The sequence below is a fragment of the Pseudoduganella lurida genome (assembly GCF_007830455.1).
In the GTDB taxonomy this organism is placed as follows: domain Bacteria; phylum Pseudomonadota; class Gammaproteobacteria; order Burkholderiales; family Burkholderiaceae_D; genus Rugamonas; species Rugamonas lurida.
In genome coordinates, this window is sequence record NZ_VLLB01000003.1 from 457,529 (window position 1) to 476,731 (window position 19,203).

The window sequence follows — 19,203 nt, forward strand, 5'->3', positions numbered from 1 at the left end:
ACGGACCGCATACATGGCAAAATTCCCCCGTCGCCGGCCCAAGAGCGGCGCCCTCCCCAACGGCAAGGCCCCGCGCCGCACCGTCTTCAGCAGGTTTGCCCGCAAGGGCGCGGAAGACCGGCCCCGTTCGCGCGGCATCTACCTGCTGCCGAACGCCTTCACCACCGGCGCCCTGTTCTGCGGCTTCTACGCCATCGTCATGGCGATGAACCAGCGCTTCGAGCATGCCGCCTGGGCCATCTTCATCGCCATGCTGCTGGACGGCCTGGATGGCCGCGTTGCCCGCCTCACCAACACGCAGAGCGAATTCGGCGCGCAGTACGACAGCCTGTCCGACATGGTGTCGTTCGGCGCCGCGCCGGCGCTGGTCATCTACGAATGGTCGCTGCGCGGACTCGGCAAGCTGGGCTGGATCGCCGCCTTCGTGTACTGTGCCGGCGCCGCGCTGCGCCTGGCCCGCTTCAACACCAATATCACGGTCGTCGACAAGCGCTACTTCCAGGGCATGCCGAGTCCATCGGCCGCGGCGCTGATCGCCGGCTTCGTGCTGATGATGGTGGACCTGGGCGAGGAGGGCGTGATGTACCCGTGGGTGTCGTGGGCGCTGGCGCTGTTCGCCGGCCTGACGATGGTCACCAACGTGCCGTACTACAGTTTCAAGGACGTCAATTTCCGCAAGTCGGTGCCGTTCATCACCGTGTTCCTGATCGCGCTGGCGTTCGCGCTGGTATCGCTCGATCCGCCGAAGGTGATGTTCCCGCTGTTCGTGCTGTACGGGCTGTCCGGCTACCTGGTGTTCTTCGTGCGGCTGGCGAAAGGCAAGAAGGTCTCCATCATCCAGACCGACGAAGACCCCGTCGACCCGACCGAGCGCCGCTGAGCGTCCTGGCCTTCGATCCCGGGTTCGTCAATCGCGCTTGGTGCGCATCTCGTCCGGCCCCGCCATCAGTTCCCGCACGACGCCGTCGCGCGAGAACTCGATGTGCATCATTGAGTCCCACACGCCGGACTGCTTGTAGCGGTAGCTCCACACCGCCAGGTCGCGCAGCCCCAGGTAGGACGTTTCGGACGGGTGGCCGAAGGTGTGCAGGATCGTGTCCTTCGTGTCCACGCCCAGCTTCACGGTGGCGAATTTTTCATCCGTCAGCACCTGTTCGTAGGAAATCAGCCGCCCATCGGCACCGTAGCGGGCCATGTAGGTAAACTGGCCGAACCAGCCGGCACCGTACTCGTGGATGACGATCTCGCCCACGTTGAAGACGGCGGTGGGGCGCCCCAGCCGCGCTTCGACGGCCTCGCGCGGCTCCCCGGGCTGCGGCGGCGGCCCCAGCGCGCAGCCGAGGAGGAACATCGTAGCAATGGCCGGAATGATCGGTTTTTTCATTTTCTCTCTCATCTGGGGGCAAGAATTGTCGCCGGAAGCTGGTACAGGCCGCACATATTCCGTTATACTTGCGGACCTGTCCGATTTGGGCGGGAATTTTCAATCAATGTAGTTCACGATATGCAGGGTTCGGCCCACCGCCTCTACTCCGCACATCGCCTGTGAAAGGTTCATCATGACTGTAGAAAACATCAACAAGTCCGCCATCATCGCGGACAACGCACGTGCCCAGAACGATACCGGCTCCCCTGAAGTGCAAGTCGCCCTGCTGACCGCGCGCATCAACGAGCTGAACGGCCACTTCAAGGCACACAGCAAGGATCACCACTCCCGCCGCGGCCTGATCATGATGGTCAACCGTCGCAAGAGCCTGCTCTCCTACCTGAAGGGCAAGGACGCAAACCGTTACCGCGACCTGATCGCCAAGCTCGGCCTGCGTAAGTAATTTTTGCCGCACCCGTTTTAATCGAGATGCCTGCGCCAGTTCGCTGTCGCGGGCATTTTGTATTTCAGAGCCCGATTTTCTTGCCATCTGAAACCTAAACTTGGCAACCGGAAGCAGGCTCCGACATACAGCAAAAGCAGGATGGCGGCCAGTGTGGCCGTCCGCGGTGAGGTGAACGACAGCCCCTGAAAATCTGTCGGCAATTAGAAAGGGATTACCCATGTTTAACAAAGTTACGAAAACCTTCCAGTACGGCCAGCATACCGTGACCCTGGAAACCGGCGAGATCGCTCGCCAGGCCTCCGGTGCGGTGCTGGTGTCGGTCGACGACACCGTCGTGCTGGCGACCGTGGTGGCCCGCAAGGATGCCAAGCCCGGCCAGGATTTCTTCCCGCTGACGGTGGACTACCTGGAGAAGACCTACGCAGCCGGCAAGATCCCCGGTGGCTTCTTCAAGCGCGAAGGCCGTCCGTCGGAGAAGGAGACGCTGACGTCCCGCCTGATTGACCGCCCGATCCGTCCGCTGTTCCCGGAAGGTTACATGAACGAAGTGCAGGTCATCATCCATGTCCTGTCCGTCAATCCCGAAATCGATCCTGACATCGCCTCGATGATCGGTGCTTCCGCCGCCCTGTGCGTGGCCGGCGTGCCGTTCAACGGCCCGATCGGCGCAGCCCGCGTGGGCTACGCCAACGGCCAGTACATCCTGAACCCGACCACGACCCAGCTGAAGACGTCGCAGATGGACCTGGTCGTTGCCGGTACCGAATCGGCCGTGCTGATGGTGGAATCGGAAGCCAAGCAGCTGTCCGAAGAAGTCATGCTGGGCGGCGTGGTGTTCGGCCACGAGCAGATGAAGGCCGTGATCGACGCGATCCACGAACTGGTGGCCGAAGGCGGCAAGCCGGAAGTCGAATGGACCGCACCGGCCAAGAACGAAGCGCTGATCGCCAAGGTCGCGCAATTCGCCGAAGCGAAGATCAACGAAGCCTACCAGACGAAGAACAAGCAGGCCCGCCAGCAGGCGCTGCGTTCGATGCAGGGCGAAGTGATCGCCGACCTGGCCGCCCAGGCGCAGGCCGAAGGCACCGATGCACCGAACTCGGTCGACGTCGGCAACATCCTGTTCGACATGGAAGCCAAGGTCGTGCGTTCGCAGATCCTGAACGGCGAACCGCGCATCGACGGCCGCGACACGCGCACCGTGCGTCCGATCGCGATCCGCACCTCGGTGCTGCCGCGTACCCACGGTTCCGCGCTGTTCACCCGTGGCGAAACGCAGGCACTGGTCGTCGCCACGCTGGGCACCGCCCGCGATTCGCAGAAGATCGACGCGCTGATGGGCGAGTACACGGATGACTTCATGCTGCACTACAACATGCCACCGTTCGCCACCGGCGAAACGGGCCGCGTGGGCACGCCGAAGCGCCGCGAAGTGGGTCACGGCCGCCTGGCCAAGCGCGCGCTGATCGCCGCGCTGCCGGCACCGGAAGACTTCAGCTACTCGGTGCGCCTGGTCTCCGAGATCACCGAATCGAACGGTTCCTCGTCGATGGCCTCCGTCTGCGGCGGCTGCCTGGCGCTGATGGATGCCGGCGTGCCGATGAAGGCGCATGTCGCCGGTATCGCCATGGGCCTGATCAAGGAAGGCGGCAAGTTCGCCGTGCTGTCCGACATCCTGGGTGACGAAGACCACCTGGGCGACATGGACTTCAAGGTGGCCGGCACCGCGCAGGGCATCACCGCGCTGCAGATGGACATCAAGATCCAGGGCATCACGAAGGAGATCATGCAGGTCGCGCTGGCGCAGGCCAAGGAAGGCCGCGAGCACATCCTGGGCGAAATGCAGAAGGCGATGCCGCACGTGAAGACGGAACTGTCCGACTTCGCACCGCGCCTCATCACCATCAAGATCAACCCGGAAAAAATCCGTGACGTGATCGGCAAGGGCGGCGCCGTGATCCGCGCGCTGACCGAGGAAACCGGCACGCAGATCGACATCAGCGACGAAGGCGTCGTGACGATCGCTTCGGTGGACGCCGCAGCCGGCCAGGAAGCCAAGCGCCGCATCGAAGAGCTGACGGCATCGGTCGAAGTGGGCAAGACCTACGACGGCACCGTGCTCAAGCTGCTGGACTTCGGCGCCATCGTGCAGGTCATGCCGGGCAAGGACGGCCTGCTGCACATCTCGCAGATCGCCAACGAGCGCGTCAACGCCGTGGCCGACTACCTCAAAGAGGGCCAGCAGGTGCGCGTGAAAGTCCTGGAAACGGACGACCGCGGCCGCCTGAAGCTGTCGATGAAGGCTGCCGAAGAAGCTGCACCGGCCGCGTAAGCTGCCGATGGAAGGGCCTCGCGGCCCGTCCTCCCAACAACCGCCAGCGCGTGAGCCTGGCGGTTTTTTTATTGTCCACTCCGCTATACTTGGCAGGTCTCCTTTTGCCGACTCCCCGCATGGCTTTCAACCTGTTCAAGCACCTGTCGCAAGCGCCCACCAATCCCAGCAATGCGACAAAAGCGGCGTCGAACGCGCGCCGGTTCGATGTGGCGGACCTGTACCGCGGTCCGGCACCTGTCGATGCCGATGGCAGGGTCGCCGCGCCGGGCCTGGACGAGAAGCTGCGCCAGGCCTACTTCTGGATCGTCAACAACGCGATCATCAGCCCCCACTACGATATCGAATACAACGACGGCCCGAACCAGAGCTACCGGGTGGGCGACAGCAAGCGGCTGCTCACGCTGCCTTCCGCGCAGAGCTATTCCAGTTTCGTGCTGCTGCCGCTGCTCACGTTCGCGGCGCGGCGAAAGTGCCTGTTCGTCGGCGGCCCGGGGCGTGGCAAGACGGCCAGCGCCATCCTGATGGGCGTGCTGGCCGGCGCGTCGGTCAAGGAGGTCAAGCGGGGTATGCAGCACGGACATCCGCAGATGACGATCGCCGACCTGCTGGGCAATCCGCTGCCGGCGGACCTCGTCAACGCGCAGAGCATGGACGAGATCCGCATCGCCTGGCGCGCCTGGCTGGGCATGCGCGTGAAGATCATCGACGAATACAACCGCATCCCCACCCGCACCCAGAGTGCACTGCTGACGGTGATGAGCGATAACTACGCCGAGGTGCTGAACCAGGTGTACGAGTGCCCGGAGGCGGCCTGGTACCTGACGGCCAACGATGACCAGGGAGGCGGTACTTATCAGGTGATCGAGGCGCTGCGCGACCGCATCGATGTCGTGGTGCAGGCGCTCGCGTTCAACCCGCGCTTCTTGGGCGACCTGCTGGCGCGCATCGAGGCGAACCTGCGCCCGGAGGAGCTGGTGCCGCCGGAGATCGTCTTCAAGCCCGAAGAACTGGATGCGCTGGACGAGCAGGTGAGGGTGGTCGAGATTCCGGAGGACGTGCGGCGGCGGCTGGAATTCTTCGCCAGCCAGTTCGAGCTGATGGAGCTGGCCGGCGGGCAGTTCGAGTACATGACGAAGGACACGGCACGGCTGTCCGGCGTCGACTGGCAGCAGGTGGTTGCGGCGGACAACGGGCGCGACCGGCTGAAGGACCTGGGCTGCCAGACGCGCAACGGCGTCTCCGTGCGCAACCTGATGACGCTGCTGGTCTATGCCAAGGCGCTGGCCTACTTCCGCGGCAATGCTGCCGCCGAGCTGGAAGACGTGCGCCAGATCCTCCCGTTCGTCCTGCATGACAAGCTGATCCCCGATCTGGAGGCGCCGTTCTTCGGCATGCCGGAACACGCGCCGTTCCGCACCGATCGCCTTGGCTGGCTGCGCCACCTGTTCGACCAGTCGTGCGCCGAATACGACCGGCTGGACCTCGACCGCAACGACCCGGTCGGCGACCTGGCCGGCGAGTTTGCGCAGGGCCTCGATGGCGTCAGCGAACGTGAGACCCGCGCGCGCCTGACGCGCATTGAACGCACCATCGACGGCCTGGTCAAGGGCCGCAAGCTGTACGGCCCGCAGTATGACGACCTGCTGAAGCTGAAGTACCTGCACCAGCGCTACACCAACTACCTCGCGTGGCTGCGGTCGCAGTGATTTCCCCAGTGCTTGGCGCCGCTCTGGAAGCGGCCCGTCCACAGCTGAACCGGCGCATCGCCGAAGTCCGGACCGGTGGCGCCGGCTTCGAGGCCGCAACCCTGACCGCCTTCCTCACCATGGCGGTCGATCCCATCGCCATGGCCGTCGCCGCGGTGGATGTCGCGCGCGTCACGCCCGCCGTGCAGGCAGCCATCGATGTCGCATTGACGTTCGGCGTGGCCGATCCGGCGCAGGCGTCGCGCGCCGCGCTTCTGGCCACCACCTGGCAGGCGCTTGTCAGCGCGTGTGCGCCGCTCATCGCTGCCGATCCCGCCCGCGTCCTCGGCATGCTGGGCAACGCCGCGCTCCATATCGACCGCAGCGGCGGCCGCAGCGGCGAGTGGCGCGACTTGATGGCCGTGTCTACTGCCCAGCTCGTGTCCATGGCCGGGTCTGACCCCAGGGTGGACACGAGCTCGACGGTCGAGCAGCTTGCCGCGCTGGGACAGTTGCTCGCGTGGCGGGCCGGGCTCGCGCATTTTCGTGAGGGGGCGCTGGCTGCCGGTGCAGCATTGCCGGAGTCCGTCGCCGTGGCGGCGCTCGGCATGGAGACCGCCATGACTTGGCCGGCAGTGGCGGCCGCGCTGCATGCCAACCCCTGGTGGGGTACCCCCGACGCCGACCTCGCCACCGGCGCTTTCACGGGCCTGGGCGGTGCGTTCGCCGGGCCGCCCGCCGTCGTGCCCTGCGTGGAAGGCTTTTTTGTCGATGGCCGCGAACGCCATCACCTGCTGATCGCGGACCGCTACGGCGCCGTGCTGCACGCATCGAGCGCCGACGAATTCAACGCCGCAGCGCTCGAGCAGGGCCGCCATCCGGCCGTGCAGCTCGACGGATCGCAGCTGCTCATCGGCCCGCGCACGATCGGGCTGGATCTGCCGCGCGACGGCCTGCGGGCTGCCTGCAATCAGCACACGGTCGCCGTCACGTCGCCGTACACGCATGCGATTCGCCTGTTTCCCCTGATGCCATGACCCATGACGACGACACCCGCCTGGCTGCCTGGCGCGCCGCGTGGCCGCAGGCGCTGGCCGCATGGAGCCGCTACACGCGCCTGCGCGAACCGTTCCTGTGCGCCAGCACGATTGAAGCGGCAAAGGAGGGCCTGCAGGGCAGCTTCGCGATGATCTGGCTGGCGGACCAGCGCGTGGTCATCGACCTGGAAGCGATCCGGCGCAACGGCCTGGATGGCTATGAAACGGAGATCCTGGCGCACGAGATCGGCCACCACGTGCTGGCGCCAGGCAGCGTCACGGACCACCTGCGCCTGCTGGCACGCCTGCGCCGCGCATTGCCCACGCTGGAGCGTCATGCACCCGTGCTCGCCAACCTGTATACGGACCTGTTCATCAACGACCGGTTGCAGCGCCAGGCCGGACTGCGCATCGCCGACATCTACCGCATCCTCGCTACGCGGGCAGCCACGACCGCGGAGGACGAAGCCGGCAAGGTCTGGCGGCTGTACATGGGCATCTGCGAGGAACTCTGGCAGTGCCAGGGGCAGCTGGGGGCCGGCAACGATGCGGCCATGGCCACCGATGCCTGGCTCGGTGCGCGGCTGGTGCGTGTCTACGGCAACGACTGGCTCGATGGCGCCGGCCGCTTCGCCACGCTGTTCCTGCCGTACCTGGTGCAGGACACGCAGGTGCCCCAGGGCCTGATGGATACGCTCGCCGCATGCGAAGACGCCGATCCTTCCGGCGTGCTGCACGCCGACCCCGAGGAGGACGACGGGGTCGTCCACCCCGTGCAGGACGAGCGCATCTCGGGCCTCGACGAACCCACTGCGCCGGCCAGCACCGGCGGCGACGGTCAGATGCGCGAGCCGTTCGAGTACGGCGAGATGCTGCGCGCTGCCGGAATACGCCTATCCGAGGAAGCGGTCGCGATCCGCTACTACCGCGAACGGGCCTTGCCATACCTGGTGCCGTTCCCGCAACGGCGCATGCCGGAAACACCAGAACCGCAGCTCGAAGCGCTGGAACCATGGAGCATCGGCGATCCGCTCGACGAGATCGACTGGCTGCACAGCCTGATGCTGGCGCCCGTACCGATCCCCGGCGTGACAACGCTGCGGCGCAGCTACGGTACCGAACCCGCGCACGTGTCGCGCCCCTTGCCGATGGACCTCGACCTGTACGTGGACAGTTCCGGCTCGATGCCCGATCCGCGCCGCGCCACGTCCTGGCCGGCCCTGGCGGGCGCGGTGCTGGCACTGTCCGCGCTGCGGGCCGGCGCATCGGTGCGTGTCACGCTGTGGAGCGGCACGCGCCAGGTCCTCGATACGGGCGGTTTCAGCCGCGACGACACGGTCATCCTCGGCGTGCTGACGGGATATTTCGGTGGCGGCACGGCCTTCCCGATCCACAGCCTTCGCGACCTGTACTGCGATGCGAGGCTGCAGCCGAAGCGGAGGTCCCGCGCCACGCACCTGCTGATGATTTCCGATGCCGGCATCGACACGCTGTTCGACAAGGACGAACGGGGCAACAGCGGCTGGGACGTTGCGGCCTGCGCGCTGCAGGCGGCGGGCGGCGGCGGCACCATGGCTTTGCAGATCCCGCAGGAATGGCGTACGCAGCAGGACTGGACGGCGTTCAGGACCCTGGCCCGCGCGCAGGAAGAGCAGGGCTGGGACATCAGCCCTGTCGACCGGCTGGAAGACCTGCTGGCATTCGCGCGCCGCTTCAGCACGCGTCACTACGGGCCGCAGCCATGACGACGCAGGGACCGCCGCTGGCAATGCTCACACGCCGCCTGGCCGAGACGCCAGGCGAATTCCTTGACACGCCCCATGTGGCGGCGGTTGCCAACGACGTGGCACTGCTGTTGGGCGCGCGCCTGCCCCCGCCAGTCCTGAAACGCATGGCAAACCTGGGGAGCGGCCAGCGCCGCCCGCTCGTGGCATTGCTGGCCTGGATGCTGGCGGACGACTGGTTCGTCGCCACGCCGCCCGGCCAGCCAGCCCTGGTGGCCCTGTTCGAGGAAGGCGCCGCCGAACTGGCGGCCACTGCCTCGGCGCGCCGCTTCATCGGGGATCCCGAGCGCCGCGAGGAACTGGTGCGCGTGGCGCTGGCACGGCTGGGCTGGCATCCAGCCGATGAAACGCACTCGCAGGCCACCGACCGTCTCGCCGCGATCAGCGGCATCGAACGCCGCCGCCTGCTGGAGGCAAGCCGCGCCGCCGAACGCCGCGCCCGCGAACTGCGCGAGGCGCTGGCCCGCCAGGCCGCCGAGGAAGCGGCGGACAAATGGTCGCGCGAATGACGGGCAACGCCACCGACACGGACCGCTATCCCACGCTGACGGAAGCGGGCCGCCGTATGCTGGCCTTCATGCGCGAGCATCCCTGCGCGCCGCAGTATCGCAATCACAGCGGCAACCGGCTGCTGCCGCATGAGGTGGCCCTTGCGCGCGCCGCCGAGGCGTCGGTGCCGTACGCGCCCTTCCTCTGGCGGCCCGGCAGCGAGCCGCCCTGGCTGCCGGCGTTCATCGCCGAAACGTTCGCGCGCGTGCCGTACTACCGCGCGCAGGGCACGCCACCAGGCCGGCTGGCCGACCTGGTCACCATCGCGCGCGCCGACCTGGCCCACGACGTTACGCGCTTCGTGCCGGACGACGCGGATGCCGCGCGGCTGCTGAACTTCCGCACCACCGGCACCACTGGCCATCCGCTGCAGGTGCCATCCCATCCGCTGGTGGCGGCGCGCTACCTGGCTTACCACAAGCGCGCGTTGCGCCGCTTCGGCATCGAGCTGCGGCATGGCGCGGGGCAGGTGGGCGTGATCCTGCTGGGCTTTCAGCAGCGCTGCTTCACCTATGTATCCGTGACGCCGACCATGGGCGAATCGGGCCTGGCGAAACTGAACCTGCACCCCGTGGACTGGCGCGATCCGGAGCACCGCGCGCGCTATCTCGATGCGATGGCGCCCGAGGTGATCTCCGGCGACCCTCTGTCGTTTGCCGAACTGCTGCGACTGCCGATGACATGGCGGCCGCGCGCGCTGCTGTCGGTGTCGATGCAACTGCTGCCGGGCCTGCGTCGCGAACTGGAAACACGGTTCGATTGCCCGGTGCTCGACCTGTACTCGATGAACGAAGTGGGGCCGGTGGGCGTGTTCGATGCGCAGTGTGGCGGCCACGTGCTGCTGCAGCCGGAACTGTACGTGGAAATCCTCCACCGGGACGGCAAGCCTGTACCGCTGGGTGAGCGGGGCGAAGTCACCGTCAGCGGCGGCTTCAATACCTGCCTGCCGCTGCTGCGCTATCGCACCGGCGATTTCGCTTCGCTGGTTGACGGCGACGCGGCACCCATACTGCGCGACCTGTCGGGCCGGGCACCGGTACGCTACCGCCGCGCGGATGGGAGCTGGGTCAACAATATCGACGTCACGCACGCACTGCAGGCGCTGCCGCTGACGCACTTCACTGTCCACCAGGACAGTGCCGGCGCGTTGACGTTGCGCCTCGACCGCCACGGCCAGCAGTGGGCGGCAGCAGCGGAAGCAGCGCTGCGCGCATTGATGGGATCGGTGCCGTTGCGGGTGGACCTGCTGGCGGACGAAGACAAGGTGGTGCAATACACGTCCGCAATCCCGGAGGCCATCGCATGACATTCCGCACCGGCCTCGTGGTCGGCAAATTCTGTCCGCTGCACCTGGGCCATGAACTGGTGATCCGCCACGCTGCGCGGCATTGCAGCGACGTCGTCGTCATCAGCTACACGAAACCGGAATTCCCCGGCTGCGAGCCGCCCCGCCGCGAACGCTGGCTGCGCGAACGCTTTCCGGAGGCGGACGTGCTGGTGCTGGACGATGCGCGCCTGGCCGCACACTGCACTGCCCGCGGCCTGCCAGTCCGCACGCTGCCCGACAACACCGCGCCGGACGAAATGCACCGTGAATTCGTGGCTTGGCTATGCACCGCGCTGCTGGGCCGCACGGTGGACGCCGTGTTCACCAGCGAATCGTATGGTGACGGTTTTGCTGCCACGCTGGCGCGCCGTTTTGGCCATCCGGTGCAGCACGTGTGCGTGGACCGTGCGCGGCACGAAATCCCTGTCTCAGGCACGACCGTGCGCGCCGACGTGGGGCGGCACCGCGCGTTGCTGGCGCCATCGGTCTATGCCGACTTCGTGCCACGGGCGGCGTTCCTGGGGGGCGAGTCCAGCGGCAAGTCCACGCTGGCCGGGCGCTTCGGCGCCGTGGCCGGCAATGCCTGCGTGCCCGAATTCGGCCGCGAGTGGTGGCATCGGCGTGGCGGAGAATTCGGGTTCGACGATATGTTGCACATCGCCCGCACCCAGGTCGGCATGGAACACGAGCGCGTGGCGCAGACCAGCGGCTGGCTCGCTTGCGACACCACGCCGCTGACGACGCTGTTCTACAGCCTGGACCTGTTCGGCCGCGCCGATCCGGAACTGGAACGGCTGGCGCGCCGCCCGTACGATGCCGTGTTCCTGTGCGCGCCGGACTTCGCCTTCGTGCAGGATGGGACGCGGCGCGAGCCGGCGTTCCGCCTGCAGCAGCATGCCTGGTATGTGTGCCAGCTGCATGAACGCGGCGTCCCATATGTCGAACTGGCTGGCACCATCGAGGAACGCCTGGCCGTCGTGCTGGCCACCACCGGCAGGATCGCGTAACCCCGCTTGAGCAGGATCGACCGGACCCATGCGTGCGGATGCTACGCTCGCGACACTTTCAACCACGAGGAGCATCAATGAGCAAAGCCCTGCGTCTCTCCGAAAAATGGTTCCAGCGCGGCCTGTGGCTGGTCGCGTTTCTTTTTGCCGGCTTCCTGATCGGGCTGGGCGGCAAGGTCGTCGACAATATGAACCTGGTCGAGGAGCCACTCGATGTCGAGCAGTTCATCGACGCGCGCGAGCTGGCCACCGCGCGCCGGCAGGTGGCGGCGGCAGAGAAGATCACGACCAATGCGCGCGAGCTGGTGGAGCAGGCCCGCCAGAAGCACAAGGTGGCCGATGCCAATACGCAGTCGGCCCGCGAGACGTTCGACAACTGGCTTGCCACGCGCAGCGTCACGGCGCGCTCCGAGCAGGATCCGGAAGTGATCGCCCGCACGCGCCAGCTCGATACGCTGAAGGCGGAAGAGCGCAAGGCGCTGGCGGCCGTCGAGGCGCAGGAGCAGCGCGCGCTGGACGCATCGCAGGCCCAGGAGCGGGCGCGCGAGCGCATCCACGAACTGAGCGCCGCGGCGCAGCCACAGTACGAAAAGGCGATGCAGCTGCGCGAACTGCGCGTGTTCGGCTACCGCCTGGCCCTCACGCTGCCGCTGCTGCTGATTGCCGGCTGGCTGTGGAAGACGCAGCGCAAGAGCCGCTGGTGGCCGTTCGTGTGGGGCTTCATCTTCTTCGCGCTGTTCGCGTTCTTCGTCGAGCTGGTGCCCTACCTGCCCAGCTATGGCGGCTACGTGCGCTACGTGGTGGGCATCCTGCTGACGGTGGTGGTGGGCCGGCAGGCCATCCTCGGCCTGCAGCGCTACCTGGAGCGGCAGAAGGCGGCCGAGGCCCTGCCGGACACGCAGCGCCGCGAGAACCTGGGCTACGACACGGCGCTGGCGCGCATGGCGAAGGGCGTCTGCCCCGGCTGCGAACGGCACGTGGACCTGAAGGATCCGCACCTCGATTTCTGCCCGCACTGCGGCATCGGCCTGTTCAACCGCTGCACGGCCTGCACCACGCGCAAGAACGCCTTCACCCGCTTCTGCTTCTCGTGCGGCACGCAGGCCGTGGCGAACCAGGCTTAGCCATGAAAGCCGCGCCGGGGACTTGCGCCCGCGCACACGCCGCCATTGAGCGCCGCCTATCCTGAACGGATCGTTCACGACAGGAGGAGTTCATGAAAACGGCGAATCTGAAGAATGCAGCTCGGTTGCTGGAATCGCTGAAATTGCCGAAGCTGCCGAAGTTGTCGAAGCTGGTATGTCTGCTGGCGCTCGGTGTGCTCTCGATGGTACGGGCCGGGAGCGCCATGGCGCAGCAGGACGCCACCGCGCCGGCCGTCGTGCTGGTGCACGGCGCTTGGGCGGACGGATCGAGCTGGGACAGGGTGGTGCCGCTGCTGCAGAAGCACGGGCTGAAGGTGGTGGCCGTGCAGCTGCAGCGGGCTTCGCTGGCAGGCGATGCGGCAATCGTGCGCCGCGCCGTCGCGGCGCAGGGTGCGCCGGTCGTGCTGGTAGGGCATTCGTACGGCGGTGCCGTGATCACGGAAGCCGGCACGGCGGATCAGGTGCGGGCGCTGGTCTACGTGGCCGCGTTCGCGCCGGGCGACGGCGAATCGATCGCCGACATCACGCGCCCGTATCCGCCCGGCCCGTTCCAGGCCGGCTTCATTGCCGACAGTGCCGGCTATGTGCGCCTCAGCGACGAGGTCTATCACCGTTATTTCGTGCCGGACCTGCCCGAGGCGCGGCGCGCCGTGCTGGCCGCCACGCAGGGACCGGTCTTTGCGGGTGTACTGGAAGACAAGGTAACGAGGGCGGCCTGGCACGACCGCCCCGTCTACTGGGCGCTGCCGGACAATGACCAGATCATCCCCACGCCGTTCCAGCAGCTGGAAGCGGCGCGCACGAACGCACACGTGACGCCGATCATCCGATCGGGTCACGTGCCGTTACAGTCGCATCCGGGGGAAGTCACGGCCGTGATCCTGCAGGCCGTGACGGAGGTGATAAAGGAGGAGGGTGCCGACTAGGCCTGCAGCGCCAGCTTGGCCGCCGCGCGGGTCTGGCCCAGGGCCGGGCGGGCGTTCTGCTGCTGCAGCCGGAACACGCTGACCGTCTGCTCCAGCGTGGCCGCCTGTTCCTGCAGCGAGCCGGCCGCGGCGGCCGCTTCTTCCACCAGCGCCGCGTTCTGCTGCGTCACCTGGTCCATCTGCGTGACGGCGTCGTTGATCAGGTCGATGCCGGCACTCTGCTCGGTACTGGCGGCCATGATCTCGCCCATGATGTCCTGCACGCGCTTCACGCTGCCAACGATCTCGTCCATCGTCGTGCCGGCCTGGCCGACCAGTGCCGACCCCGCGTTGACGCTGGACACGGAATTGTCGATCAGCTGCTTGATTTCTTTCGCCGCGGCGCCGGAGCGCTGCGCCAGGTTGCGCACCTCGGAGGCGACGACGGCAAAGCCGCGGCCCTGTTCGCCGGCGCGGGCCGCTTCCACCGCGGCGTTCAGCGCCAGGATGTTGGTCTGGAAGGCGATACCGTCGATGACGGAAATGATGTCGACGATCTGCTTCGACGACGCCGTGATGGCGCCCATCGTGTCGACCACCTGCGAGACGATCTGGCCGCCCTGCTGGGCCACTTCGCTGGCCGAGACCACCATCGTGTTGGCCTGGCGGGCATTGTCGGCATTCTGGCGCACGGTGGCGGTCAGTTCTTCCAGCGACGAAGCGGTTTCTTCCAGGCTGGCGGCCTGCTGTTCGGTGCGGCGCGACAGGTCCATATTGCCGTCGGCGATTTCGGCGCTCGCCACGGCGATCGCGCCGCTGCCTTCACGCACGGTGCGCACGGTGCCGGCCAGCTGCTGCTGCATGCGGTCCAGGCCTTTGAGCAACTGGCCCATTTCATCGTGACGGTCGGTGTCGACCGGGTTCGACAGGTCGCCGGCGGCCATGGCATCGAAGTGGCCCAGCACGTCGTGCAGCGGACGCATGATGGCGCGCACCAGCGTGATCGAGCCGACGACGATCAGCGCCAGGCCGATGACCACGGCGGCGATCGACAGGTTCAGCACGCGCTTGTACATCGCCTGGCTGCTGCCGAAACCTTCCTCGGCGGAGTCGAACTGGTACTTCTCCAGCTTTTCGGCGGCTTCATTGAACGAGTTGAAATACTTCGTCATCTCCTTCATGGCAAACCGGTCGATCGCGGCAGCGTCGTGATCCAGCAGGGCCTTCGACATGCCGTTCAGGCCCTGTTCGACCAGCAGCTTGTGCTTGGCGACCATGTCGTCCGCCAGGGCTTTTTCTTCGGCCTCCTGCGGCAGCGCCAGGTAGCGCTGCAGGTTCTCGGACGACTTCGCCACGAAGCCGTCGGCGCGCTTGATCAGCGCCGGCACTTCGTCGGAATCCGGATGGAACACGGCGCGGTCCTGCGCAAAGCGGGCGCGGGCGATGAAGATCTTGGTCTGCGCGATGGCGACCGTGGATGCCATCTGGTTCGTGTAGGTATCTTCCAGCGTCGCATTGACGGTGCGGATGCCCCAGATGCCCATGAGGCCAACGGCGAGGATGATGGCGCCCAGGATGGCCATGGTGGCAACGAGGCGGGTACGGATGGTCAGGCGGTTCAGCATGGATGGTTCCGTCGTGATGACAGGGCCGGCAATACGCAGGCCCTGAACGTAAACAGGAGCGCCATGGGAGATCCGGCATGGCGGGCGAATGCGCAGGGCTACGGCGCGGTAGTGCTCGGGGGAGGCCGTGAGAGCCGGCTGGCGCGGGCAGCGGTTGGGGCCGCGCGCACTCCGTGAGCGAAGGACGCAACAGTAGCATGACTGTTTATGTGAGGCAACTAAAAGTGGCCTCCCTGTTGCGTATTTGCCGGTTTCGCCCGGCGTGGCATTCGCCCTTCGGCGGCGTCATTTTCCCGTGTAGGTCACCCGGTAGATGCGCCCGGCCACGTCGTCCGTCACCAGCATCGCGCCGTCCGCCATGACGGCGATATCGACCGGCCGGCCGCTCACGTCGTCGCCCTGCAGGAAGCCGCCGATGAAGGTGGTGGTCGTGACTTCCTGGTTGCCCTGCAGCGTGACGAGGCTGACCCGGTAGCCGATCTTCTGCGTGCGGTTCCAGGAACCGTGCTCGGCCACGAAGACCTGGTTGCGGTACTGGGCCGGGAATTGCGTGCCGGTGTAGAAGGCCAGGCCCAGCGGCGCCGTGTGCGGACCGAGCTTCGCCACCGGCGGCGTGAACTCGGTACAGGCGCGCGCCTTGCCGAACACGGGATCGGGCACCACGCCGCCGTGGCAGTACGGGAAGCCGAAATGCATGCCGATCTTCGGCGCCACGTTCAGTTCGCACGACGGGGTGTTGTCGCCCAGCTCGTCGCGGCCATTGTCGGTGAACCACAGCTCCTTCGTCTGCGGGTGCCAGGCGAAGCCCACCGTGTTGCGGATGCCGTTGGCCACCATCTCGCGGCCGCTGCCGTCCGGATTCATGCGCCAGATCTTCGAGTACACCTCGTCGTCCTTGTCGCACACATTGCAGGGCGAGCCCACCGGGATGTACAGCTTGCCGTCCGGCCCCACCTTGACGATCTTCTCGCCATGCCATTTGTCGTTCGGCAGGCCGGTCTTGATGACCTGATATGCCGGCTTGCTCGCGTAGGTCCGGTCGATATTGTCGATGCGGATCAGGCGGCCGATCTCGGACACGTACAGCGCGCCATCGAGCAGGGCCACGCCGATCGGCGCGTCCAGGCCCTCGGCCACGGTGACCACCTTGTCGGCCTTGCCATCGCGGTTCTCGTCCACCACGGCGTACACCTTGCCGGCCTTGCGCGAGCCCACGTAGACGATGCCGCTGTCCGACACGGCCATCGAGCGTGCGTTCGTCAGCCCTTCGGCATACACGGCGATCGAGAAGCCCTTGGGCAGCGTCAGGCGGGCCAGCGCCTCGTCCACCCTGGCGGCGGGCGCACTGGTGGTGGCCGCCCCTGCGCCTGCCGCTGCTCCTGTCACTGCGCCTGTCACTGCGGCCTTCTGCCCACCCGGCGCGACGTAGGCGGCCAGCGCCGCGATCTGCGTCCTGTCCAGCGTGCCTTCCCAGCCCGGCATGCCCTTGTCCGGAATGCCCTTCGCGATGATCCTCGACAGGTTGGCGGGCGTCGGGGCGCCATGCACCCACTGCTTGTCCGCCAGGCTCGGCGCCGTCGCACCTTCCAGCTTCACGCCGTGGCAGGACGCGCAGTTGTTCTGGTACAGCTTCGCGGCATCGCTCGGGGTGATTGCGGCGGGTGCCGCGTGCACGGTGGCGGCCGCCGTGACACCCGCAGTGACACGTACGAGCAGGGCGAGGGGAAGGGCAAACTTCATCGAATACTCCGGTCGGGTTGTAGTGCCGCCATCATAAGCTCAAGCGCGCCCCGCCTCCAGCAGAAGCCGCTCGATCGTGGCGCGCGAGGGCGGGGTGGCACCGGCACCGATGCAGGCAGCGGCACCGGCAGCGGCGGCATACTGCAGGTGCTCCCGTGGCGAGCGCGCCGGTGCCGCCAGCTGGCTGTGCACGAAACCGGCGATGCTGGCGTCGCCCGCGCCCACCGTATCCGCCACGGTCACGCGCAAGGCGGGTGCATGCCACGCGTCTGCGCCGCTGTGCAGCGACGCGCCCCGGTCGCCCTGCGTGTACAGGTATTGCGCGGCCGGGTTGAAGCTGCGCAGCGTGGCAAACGCGCCGTCGATGTCGTCGGTGCGGAACAGCCCCGCCAGGTCCTCGTCGGAGACTTTCACGACATCGGCCAGCGCCGTCATCGCGCGCAGCGTGGCGTCGTAGCGCTCGTCCATCAGCAGGCGCCAGTTCGGGTCATAGCTGATGCGGATGCCGGCCCGTTTCGCGTCGGCGGCCAAATCGAGCAGGCGGGCGGCAAGCGGCTGGCGTGCCAGGCTGATGCCGCCGAAGTGCATCCAGCGGCAGTGCGTGCGCCAGTCTCCGGGCAGCGCGCCCGGGTCGAAGTGCAGGTCGGCGCTGTCGTCGCCAACGAAGAAGTAAGCGGGCGGCGCCAGCCGGTGCACGATGGCCAGCAGGGGCGCCTTGTCGAGGCGCTGCAGGAACCGCCCGTCCAGCCGCGCCGCCTGCGTTGCTTGCCACAGCGCGTCGCCGAACACGTCGCGGCTGATGGCGCCGGCGAAGGCGCTGGGCACGTCCAGCGCGGCCATCGCCCGCGCCACGTTCCACGTCGAGCCGCCGGTGCGCGCGGTCCACTGCGTATGCGTGGTGTCCGCCACAATCAGGTCCGTCAGCGCTTCGCCGGCGGCGATGAAGACCGGGCCGCTCACCGGCCGTCCTCCAGCACCGTCAGCACTTCGTAGCAGGCGCCCATCGTGTGGTAGTCGGTCTTGCCGGCCGGGCTTTTCTCGTCGGTCAGCTTGGCGTTGTCCGGGGCCAGGATGCGGTACCAGGCACCATGCGTGTGGTCGACGAAATGCTGCCAGCTGTACGTCCAGATGCGGTCGTACCAGTCCCAGTAGCGCGCCTCGCCGGTGCGTGCTCCCAGCAGCGCCGCGGCGGCCAGGCTTTCCGCCTGCACCCAGAAATACTTGAAGCCATCGCAGATCGACCCGTCCGGCGCGAAGCCGTAGTGGATGCCGCCATGCTGCGCATCCCACGCTTTTGCCAGCGCCGTGTCGAAAAAGTGCACGGCACGTGGCAGCAGCCAGTCGGATGGCCCGGCCAGCTGGCCGGCATGCCGTTCCAGGATCAGCAGCAGCTTGGCCCATTCGGTCAGGTGGCCGGGCTGGAAGCCCCACGGGCGGAAGATGTTGCTGCTGTCGTGGCGGTTGTAGTCGCCGTCGACGGACCAGTCCTCGCGGTAGTGTTCCCACACCAGGCCGCCCGCCAGCCCGGCCTGCCGCACGGTGATGTTGTGCGCCAGCGTTTCGGCGCGATGCAGGTAGCGTACGTCGCCGGTCGCGTCGAACGCGGCCAGCAGCGCCTCGCAGCCGTGCATATTGGCGTTCTGGCCGCGGTAGGGCGCCACCTGCCAGGCGGCCGTCGCTTCGTCCGCATACAGGCCATGCTGCGGTTCCCAGAAGTGCTGCTCCATCAGTGCATAGGTCTCTTCCAGCCAGCCACGGGCCTCCGCCACGCCGGCCTGCAGCGCATGCGCATAGGCCAGCAGCACGAACGCCAGGCCGTAGCAGTGGTTGGTCGCATCGCTGACGCTTTTTACCCCGCCTTGCCAGTCCAGCTGCCACGCATAGCCGCCGGTGGCCGGATCGCGGTGGACGTCGCGCAGGAAGGCCAGACCGTGGCGCACGCGCTGCAGGTCGGCCGCTTCCCCGAAGTGGCGATACGCCATCGCATGATTGAACACGAAGCGGGTGCTGCTCACCAGGTGGCGCGTGTGCGCGTCGTAGACCGTGCCGTCGTCCTTGTAGAAATGATAGAAGCCGCCGCTCGGGTCGAGCGAGCGGGGATCGTAGAAATGGCGGGTGGCGCGGATATGCCGCAGCAGCGTTGCGCGGGAATGAAAATCGGGTAGCATCGATGGTCCGTTGTCAGGTGTCGGGCGTGGGGTATCAAATACTCGGGGTGTCAACTTGCTTGGG

Annotated in this window: 16 protein-coding genes; 11 read left to right on the top strand and 5 right to left on the bottom strand. The window is 67.1% G+C overall.

What is annotated here, in order from left to right:
* Positions 1 to 13: 13 nt before the first annotated feature.
* Positions 14 to 880, top strand: a complete 867-nt coding sequence (pssA, locus tag IP91_RS11510; protein ID WP_145649099.1) for a CDP-diacylglycerol--serine O-phosphatidyltransferase — start codon at positions 14 to 16, stop codon at positions 878 to 880.
* Between the two features lie 27 nt (positions 881 to 907).
* Here pssA and IP91_RS11515 read toward each other — a convergent pair whose 3' ends face one another.
* Positions 908 to 1,384, bottom strand: a complete 477-nt coding sequence (locus tag IP91_RS11515) for a hypothetical protein (protein WP_145649100.1) — start codon at positions 1,382 to 1,384, stop codon at positions 908 to 910.
* 175 nt (positions 1,385 to 1,559) lie between these two features.
* On the opposite strand from IP91_RS11515, the gene rpsO reads away from it, so the two are divergent.
* The 10 genes from rpsO (at position 1,560) to IP91_RS11565 (ending at position 13,627) form a co-directional block, all read left to right on the top strand.
* On the top strand, positions 1,560 to 1,829 hold the full coding sequence (gene rpsO, locus IP91_RS11520) for a 30S ribosomal protein S15 (protein WP_145649101.1): 270 nt from the start codon (positions 1,560 to 1,562) through the stop codon (positions 1,827 to 1,829).
* Positions 1,830 to 2,049: 220 nt separating this feature from the next.
* Positions 2,050 to 4,164 (top strand): polyribonucleotide nucleotidyltransferase, encoded by a 2,115-nt coding sequence (gene pnp, locus IP91_RS11525; RefSeq protein WP_145649102.1) that lies wholly within the window; start codon positions 2,050 to 2,052, stop codon positions 4,162 to 4,164.
* A 119-nt stretch (positions 4,165 to 4,283) separates the two neighbouring features.
* On the top strand, positions 4,284 to 5,873 hold the full coding sequence (locus tag IP91_RS11530) for an AAA family ATPase (RefSeq protein WP_145649103.1): 1,590 nt from the start codon (positions 4,284 to 4,286) through the stop codon (positions 5,871 to 5,873).
* A complete protein-coding gene (locus IP91_RS11535) occupies positions 5,855 to 6,889 on the top strand; it encodes a hypothetical protein (protein ID WP_145649104.1) in 1,035 nt (344 codons plus the stop codon). Before IP91_RS11530 ends, IP91_RS11535 begins: the two co-directional genes overlap by 19 nt.
* Positions 6,886 to 8,634 carry a vWA domain-containing protein gene (locus IP91_RS11540; RefSeq protein WP_145649105.1) on the top strand — a complete coding sequence of 583 codons (1,749 nt, stop codon included), beginning with the start codon at positions 6,886 to 6,888 and terminating at the stop codon, positions 8,632 to 8,634. The genes IP91_RS11535 and IP91_RS11540 overlap by 4 nt, the downstream gene beginning before the upstream one ends.
* Entirely contained in the window at positions 8,631 to 9,182 is a 552-nt protein-coding gene (locus IP91_RS11545) for a hypothetical protein (RefSeq protein WP_145649106.1), read from the top strand. Before IP91_RS11540 ends, IP91_RS11545 begins: the two co-directional genes overlap by 4 nt.
* Positions 9,167 to 10,528: a phenylacetate--CoA ligase family protein gene (locus IP91_RS11550; RefSeq protein ID WP_229474268.1), complete on the top strand. Its 1,362-nt coding sequence runs from the start codon at positions 9,167 to 9,169 to the stop codon at positions 10,526 to 10,528. The genes IP91_RS11545 and IP91_RS11550 overlap by 16 nt, the downstream gene beginning before the upstream one ends.
* On the top strand, positions 10,525 to 11,556 hold the full coding sequence (locus IP91_RS11555; protein ID WP_145649107.1) for an AAA family ATPase: 1,032 nt from the start codon (positions 10,525 to 10,527) through the stop codon (positions 11,554 to 11,556). Before IP91_RS11550 ends, IP91_RS11555 begins: the two co-directional genes overlap by 4 nt.
* Positions 11,557 to 11,633: 77 nt before the next feature.
* Positions 11,634 to 12,680, top strand: a complete 1,047-nt coding sequence (locus IP91_RS11560; protein WP_145649108.1) for a zinc ribbon domain-containing protein — start codon at positions 11,634 to 11,636, stop codon at positions 12,678 to 12,680.
* A gap of 92 nt (positions 12,681 to 12,772) precedes the next feature.
* Positions 12,773 to 13,627: an alpha/beta hydrolase gene (locus IP91_RS11565; protein WP_145649109.1), complete on the top strand. Its 855-nt coding sequence runs from the start codon at positions 12,773 to 12,775 to the stop codon at positions 13,625 to 13,627.
* Here IP91_RS11565 and IP91_RS26690 read toward each other — a convergent pair.
* From IP91_RS26690 to IP91_RS11585, 4 genes are all read right to left on the bottom strand, one after another.
* Positions 13,624 to 15,231 carry a methyl-accepting chemotaxis protein gene (locus IP91_RS26690; RefSeq protein ID WP_145649110.1) on the bottom strand — a complete coding sequence of 536 codons (1,608 nt, stop codon included), beginning with the start codon at positions 15,229 to 15,231 and terminating at the stop codon, positions 13,624 to 13,626. The genes IP91_RS11565 and IP91_RS26690 overlap by 4 nt on opposite strands.
* Positions 15,232 to 15,516: 285 nt before the next feature.
* Positions 15,517 to 16,971, bottom strand: coding sequence for a DUF7133 domain-containing protein (locus IP91_RS11575; protein ID WP_145649111.1), 1,455 nt, complete (start codon positions 16,969 to 16,971; stop codon positions 15,517 to 15,519).
* A gap of 39 nt (positions 16,972 to 17,010) precedes the next feature.
* A complete protein-coding gene (locus IP91_RS11580) occupies positions 17,011 to 17,931 on the bottom strand; it encodes a carbohydrate kinase family protein (RefSeq protein WP_145649112.1) in 921 nt (306 codons plus the stop codon).
* Positions 17,928 to 19,139 carry an AGE family epimerase/isomerase gene (locus tag IP91_RS11585; protein WP_145649113.1) on the bottom strand — a complete coding sequence of 404 codons (1,212 nt, stop codon included), beginning with the start codon at positions 19,137 to 19,139 and terminating at the stop codon, positions 17,928 to 17,930. The genes IP91_RS11580 and IP91_RS11585 overlap by 4 nt, the downstream gene beginning before the upstream one ends.
* Positions 19,140 to 19,203: the final 64 nt, after the last annotated feature.

Coding starts and splice junctions, on each gene's coding strand:
- rpsO (WP_145649101.1), top strand. CDS start 1,560: ATGACTGTAGAAAACATCAACAAGTCCGCCATCATCGCGGACAACGCA.
- IP91_RS11555 (WP_145649107.1), top strand. CDS start 10,525: ATGACATTCCGCACCGGCCTCGTGGTCGGCAAATTCTGTCCGCTGCAC.
- IP91_RS11585 (WP_145649113.1), bottom strand. CDS start 19,139: ATGCTACCCGATTTTCATTCCCGCGCAACGCTGCTGCGGCATATCCGC.
- pnp (WP_145649102.1), top strand. CDS start 2,050: ATGTTTAACAAAGTTACGAAAACCTTCCAGTACGGCCAGCATACCGTG.
- IP91_RS11530 (WP_145649103.1), top strand. CDS start 4,284: ATGGCTTTCAACCTGTTCAAGCACCTGTCGCAAGCGCCCACCAATCCC.
- IP91_RS11545 (WP_145649106.1), top strand. CDS start 8,631: ATGACGACGCAGGGACCGCCGCTGGCAATGCTCACACGCCGCCTGGCC.
- IP91_RS26690 (WP_145649110.1), bottom strand. CDS start 15,231: ATGCTGAACCGCCTGACCATCCGTACCCGCCTCGTTGCCACCATGGCC.
- IP91_RS11550 (WP_229474268.1), top strand. CDS start 9,167: ATGGTCGCGCGAATGACGGGCAACGCCACCGACACGGACCGCTATCCC.
- IP91_RS11540 (WP_145649105.1), top strand. CDS start 6,886: ATGACCCATGACGACGACACCCGCCTGGCTGCCTGGCGCGCCGCGTGG.
- IP91_RS11515 (WP_145649100.1), bottom strand. CDS start 1,384: ATGAAAAAACCGATCATTCCGGCCATTGCTACGATGTTCCTCCTCGGC.
- IP91_RS11560 (WP_145649108.1), top strand. CDS start 11,634: ATGAGCAAAGCCCTGCGTCTCTCCGAAAAATGGTTCCAGCGCGGCCTG.
- IP91_RS11565 (WP_145649109.1), top strand. CDS start 12,773: ATGAAAACGGCGAATCTGAAGAATGCAGCTCGGTTGCTGGAATCGCTG.
- pssA (WP_145649099.1), top strand. CDS start 14: ATGGCAAAATTCCCCCGTCGCCGGCCCAAGAGCGGCGCCCTCCCCAAC.
- IP91_RS11575 (WP_145649111.1), bottom strand. CDS start 16,971: ATGAAGTTTGCCCTTCCCCTCGCCCTGCTCGTACGTGTCACTGCGGGT.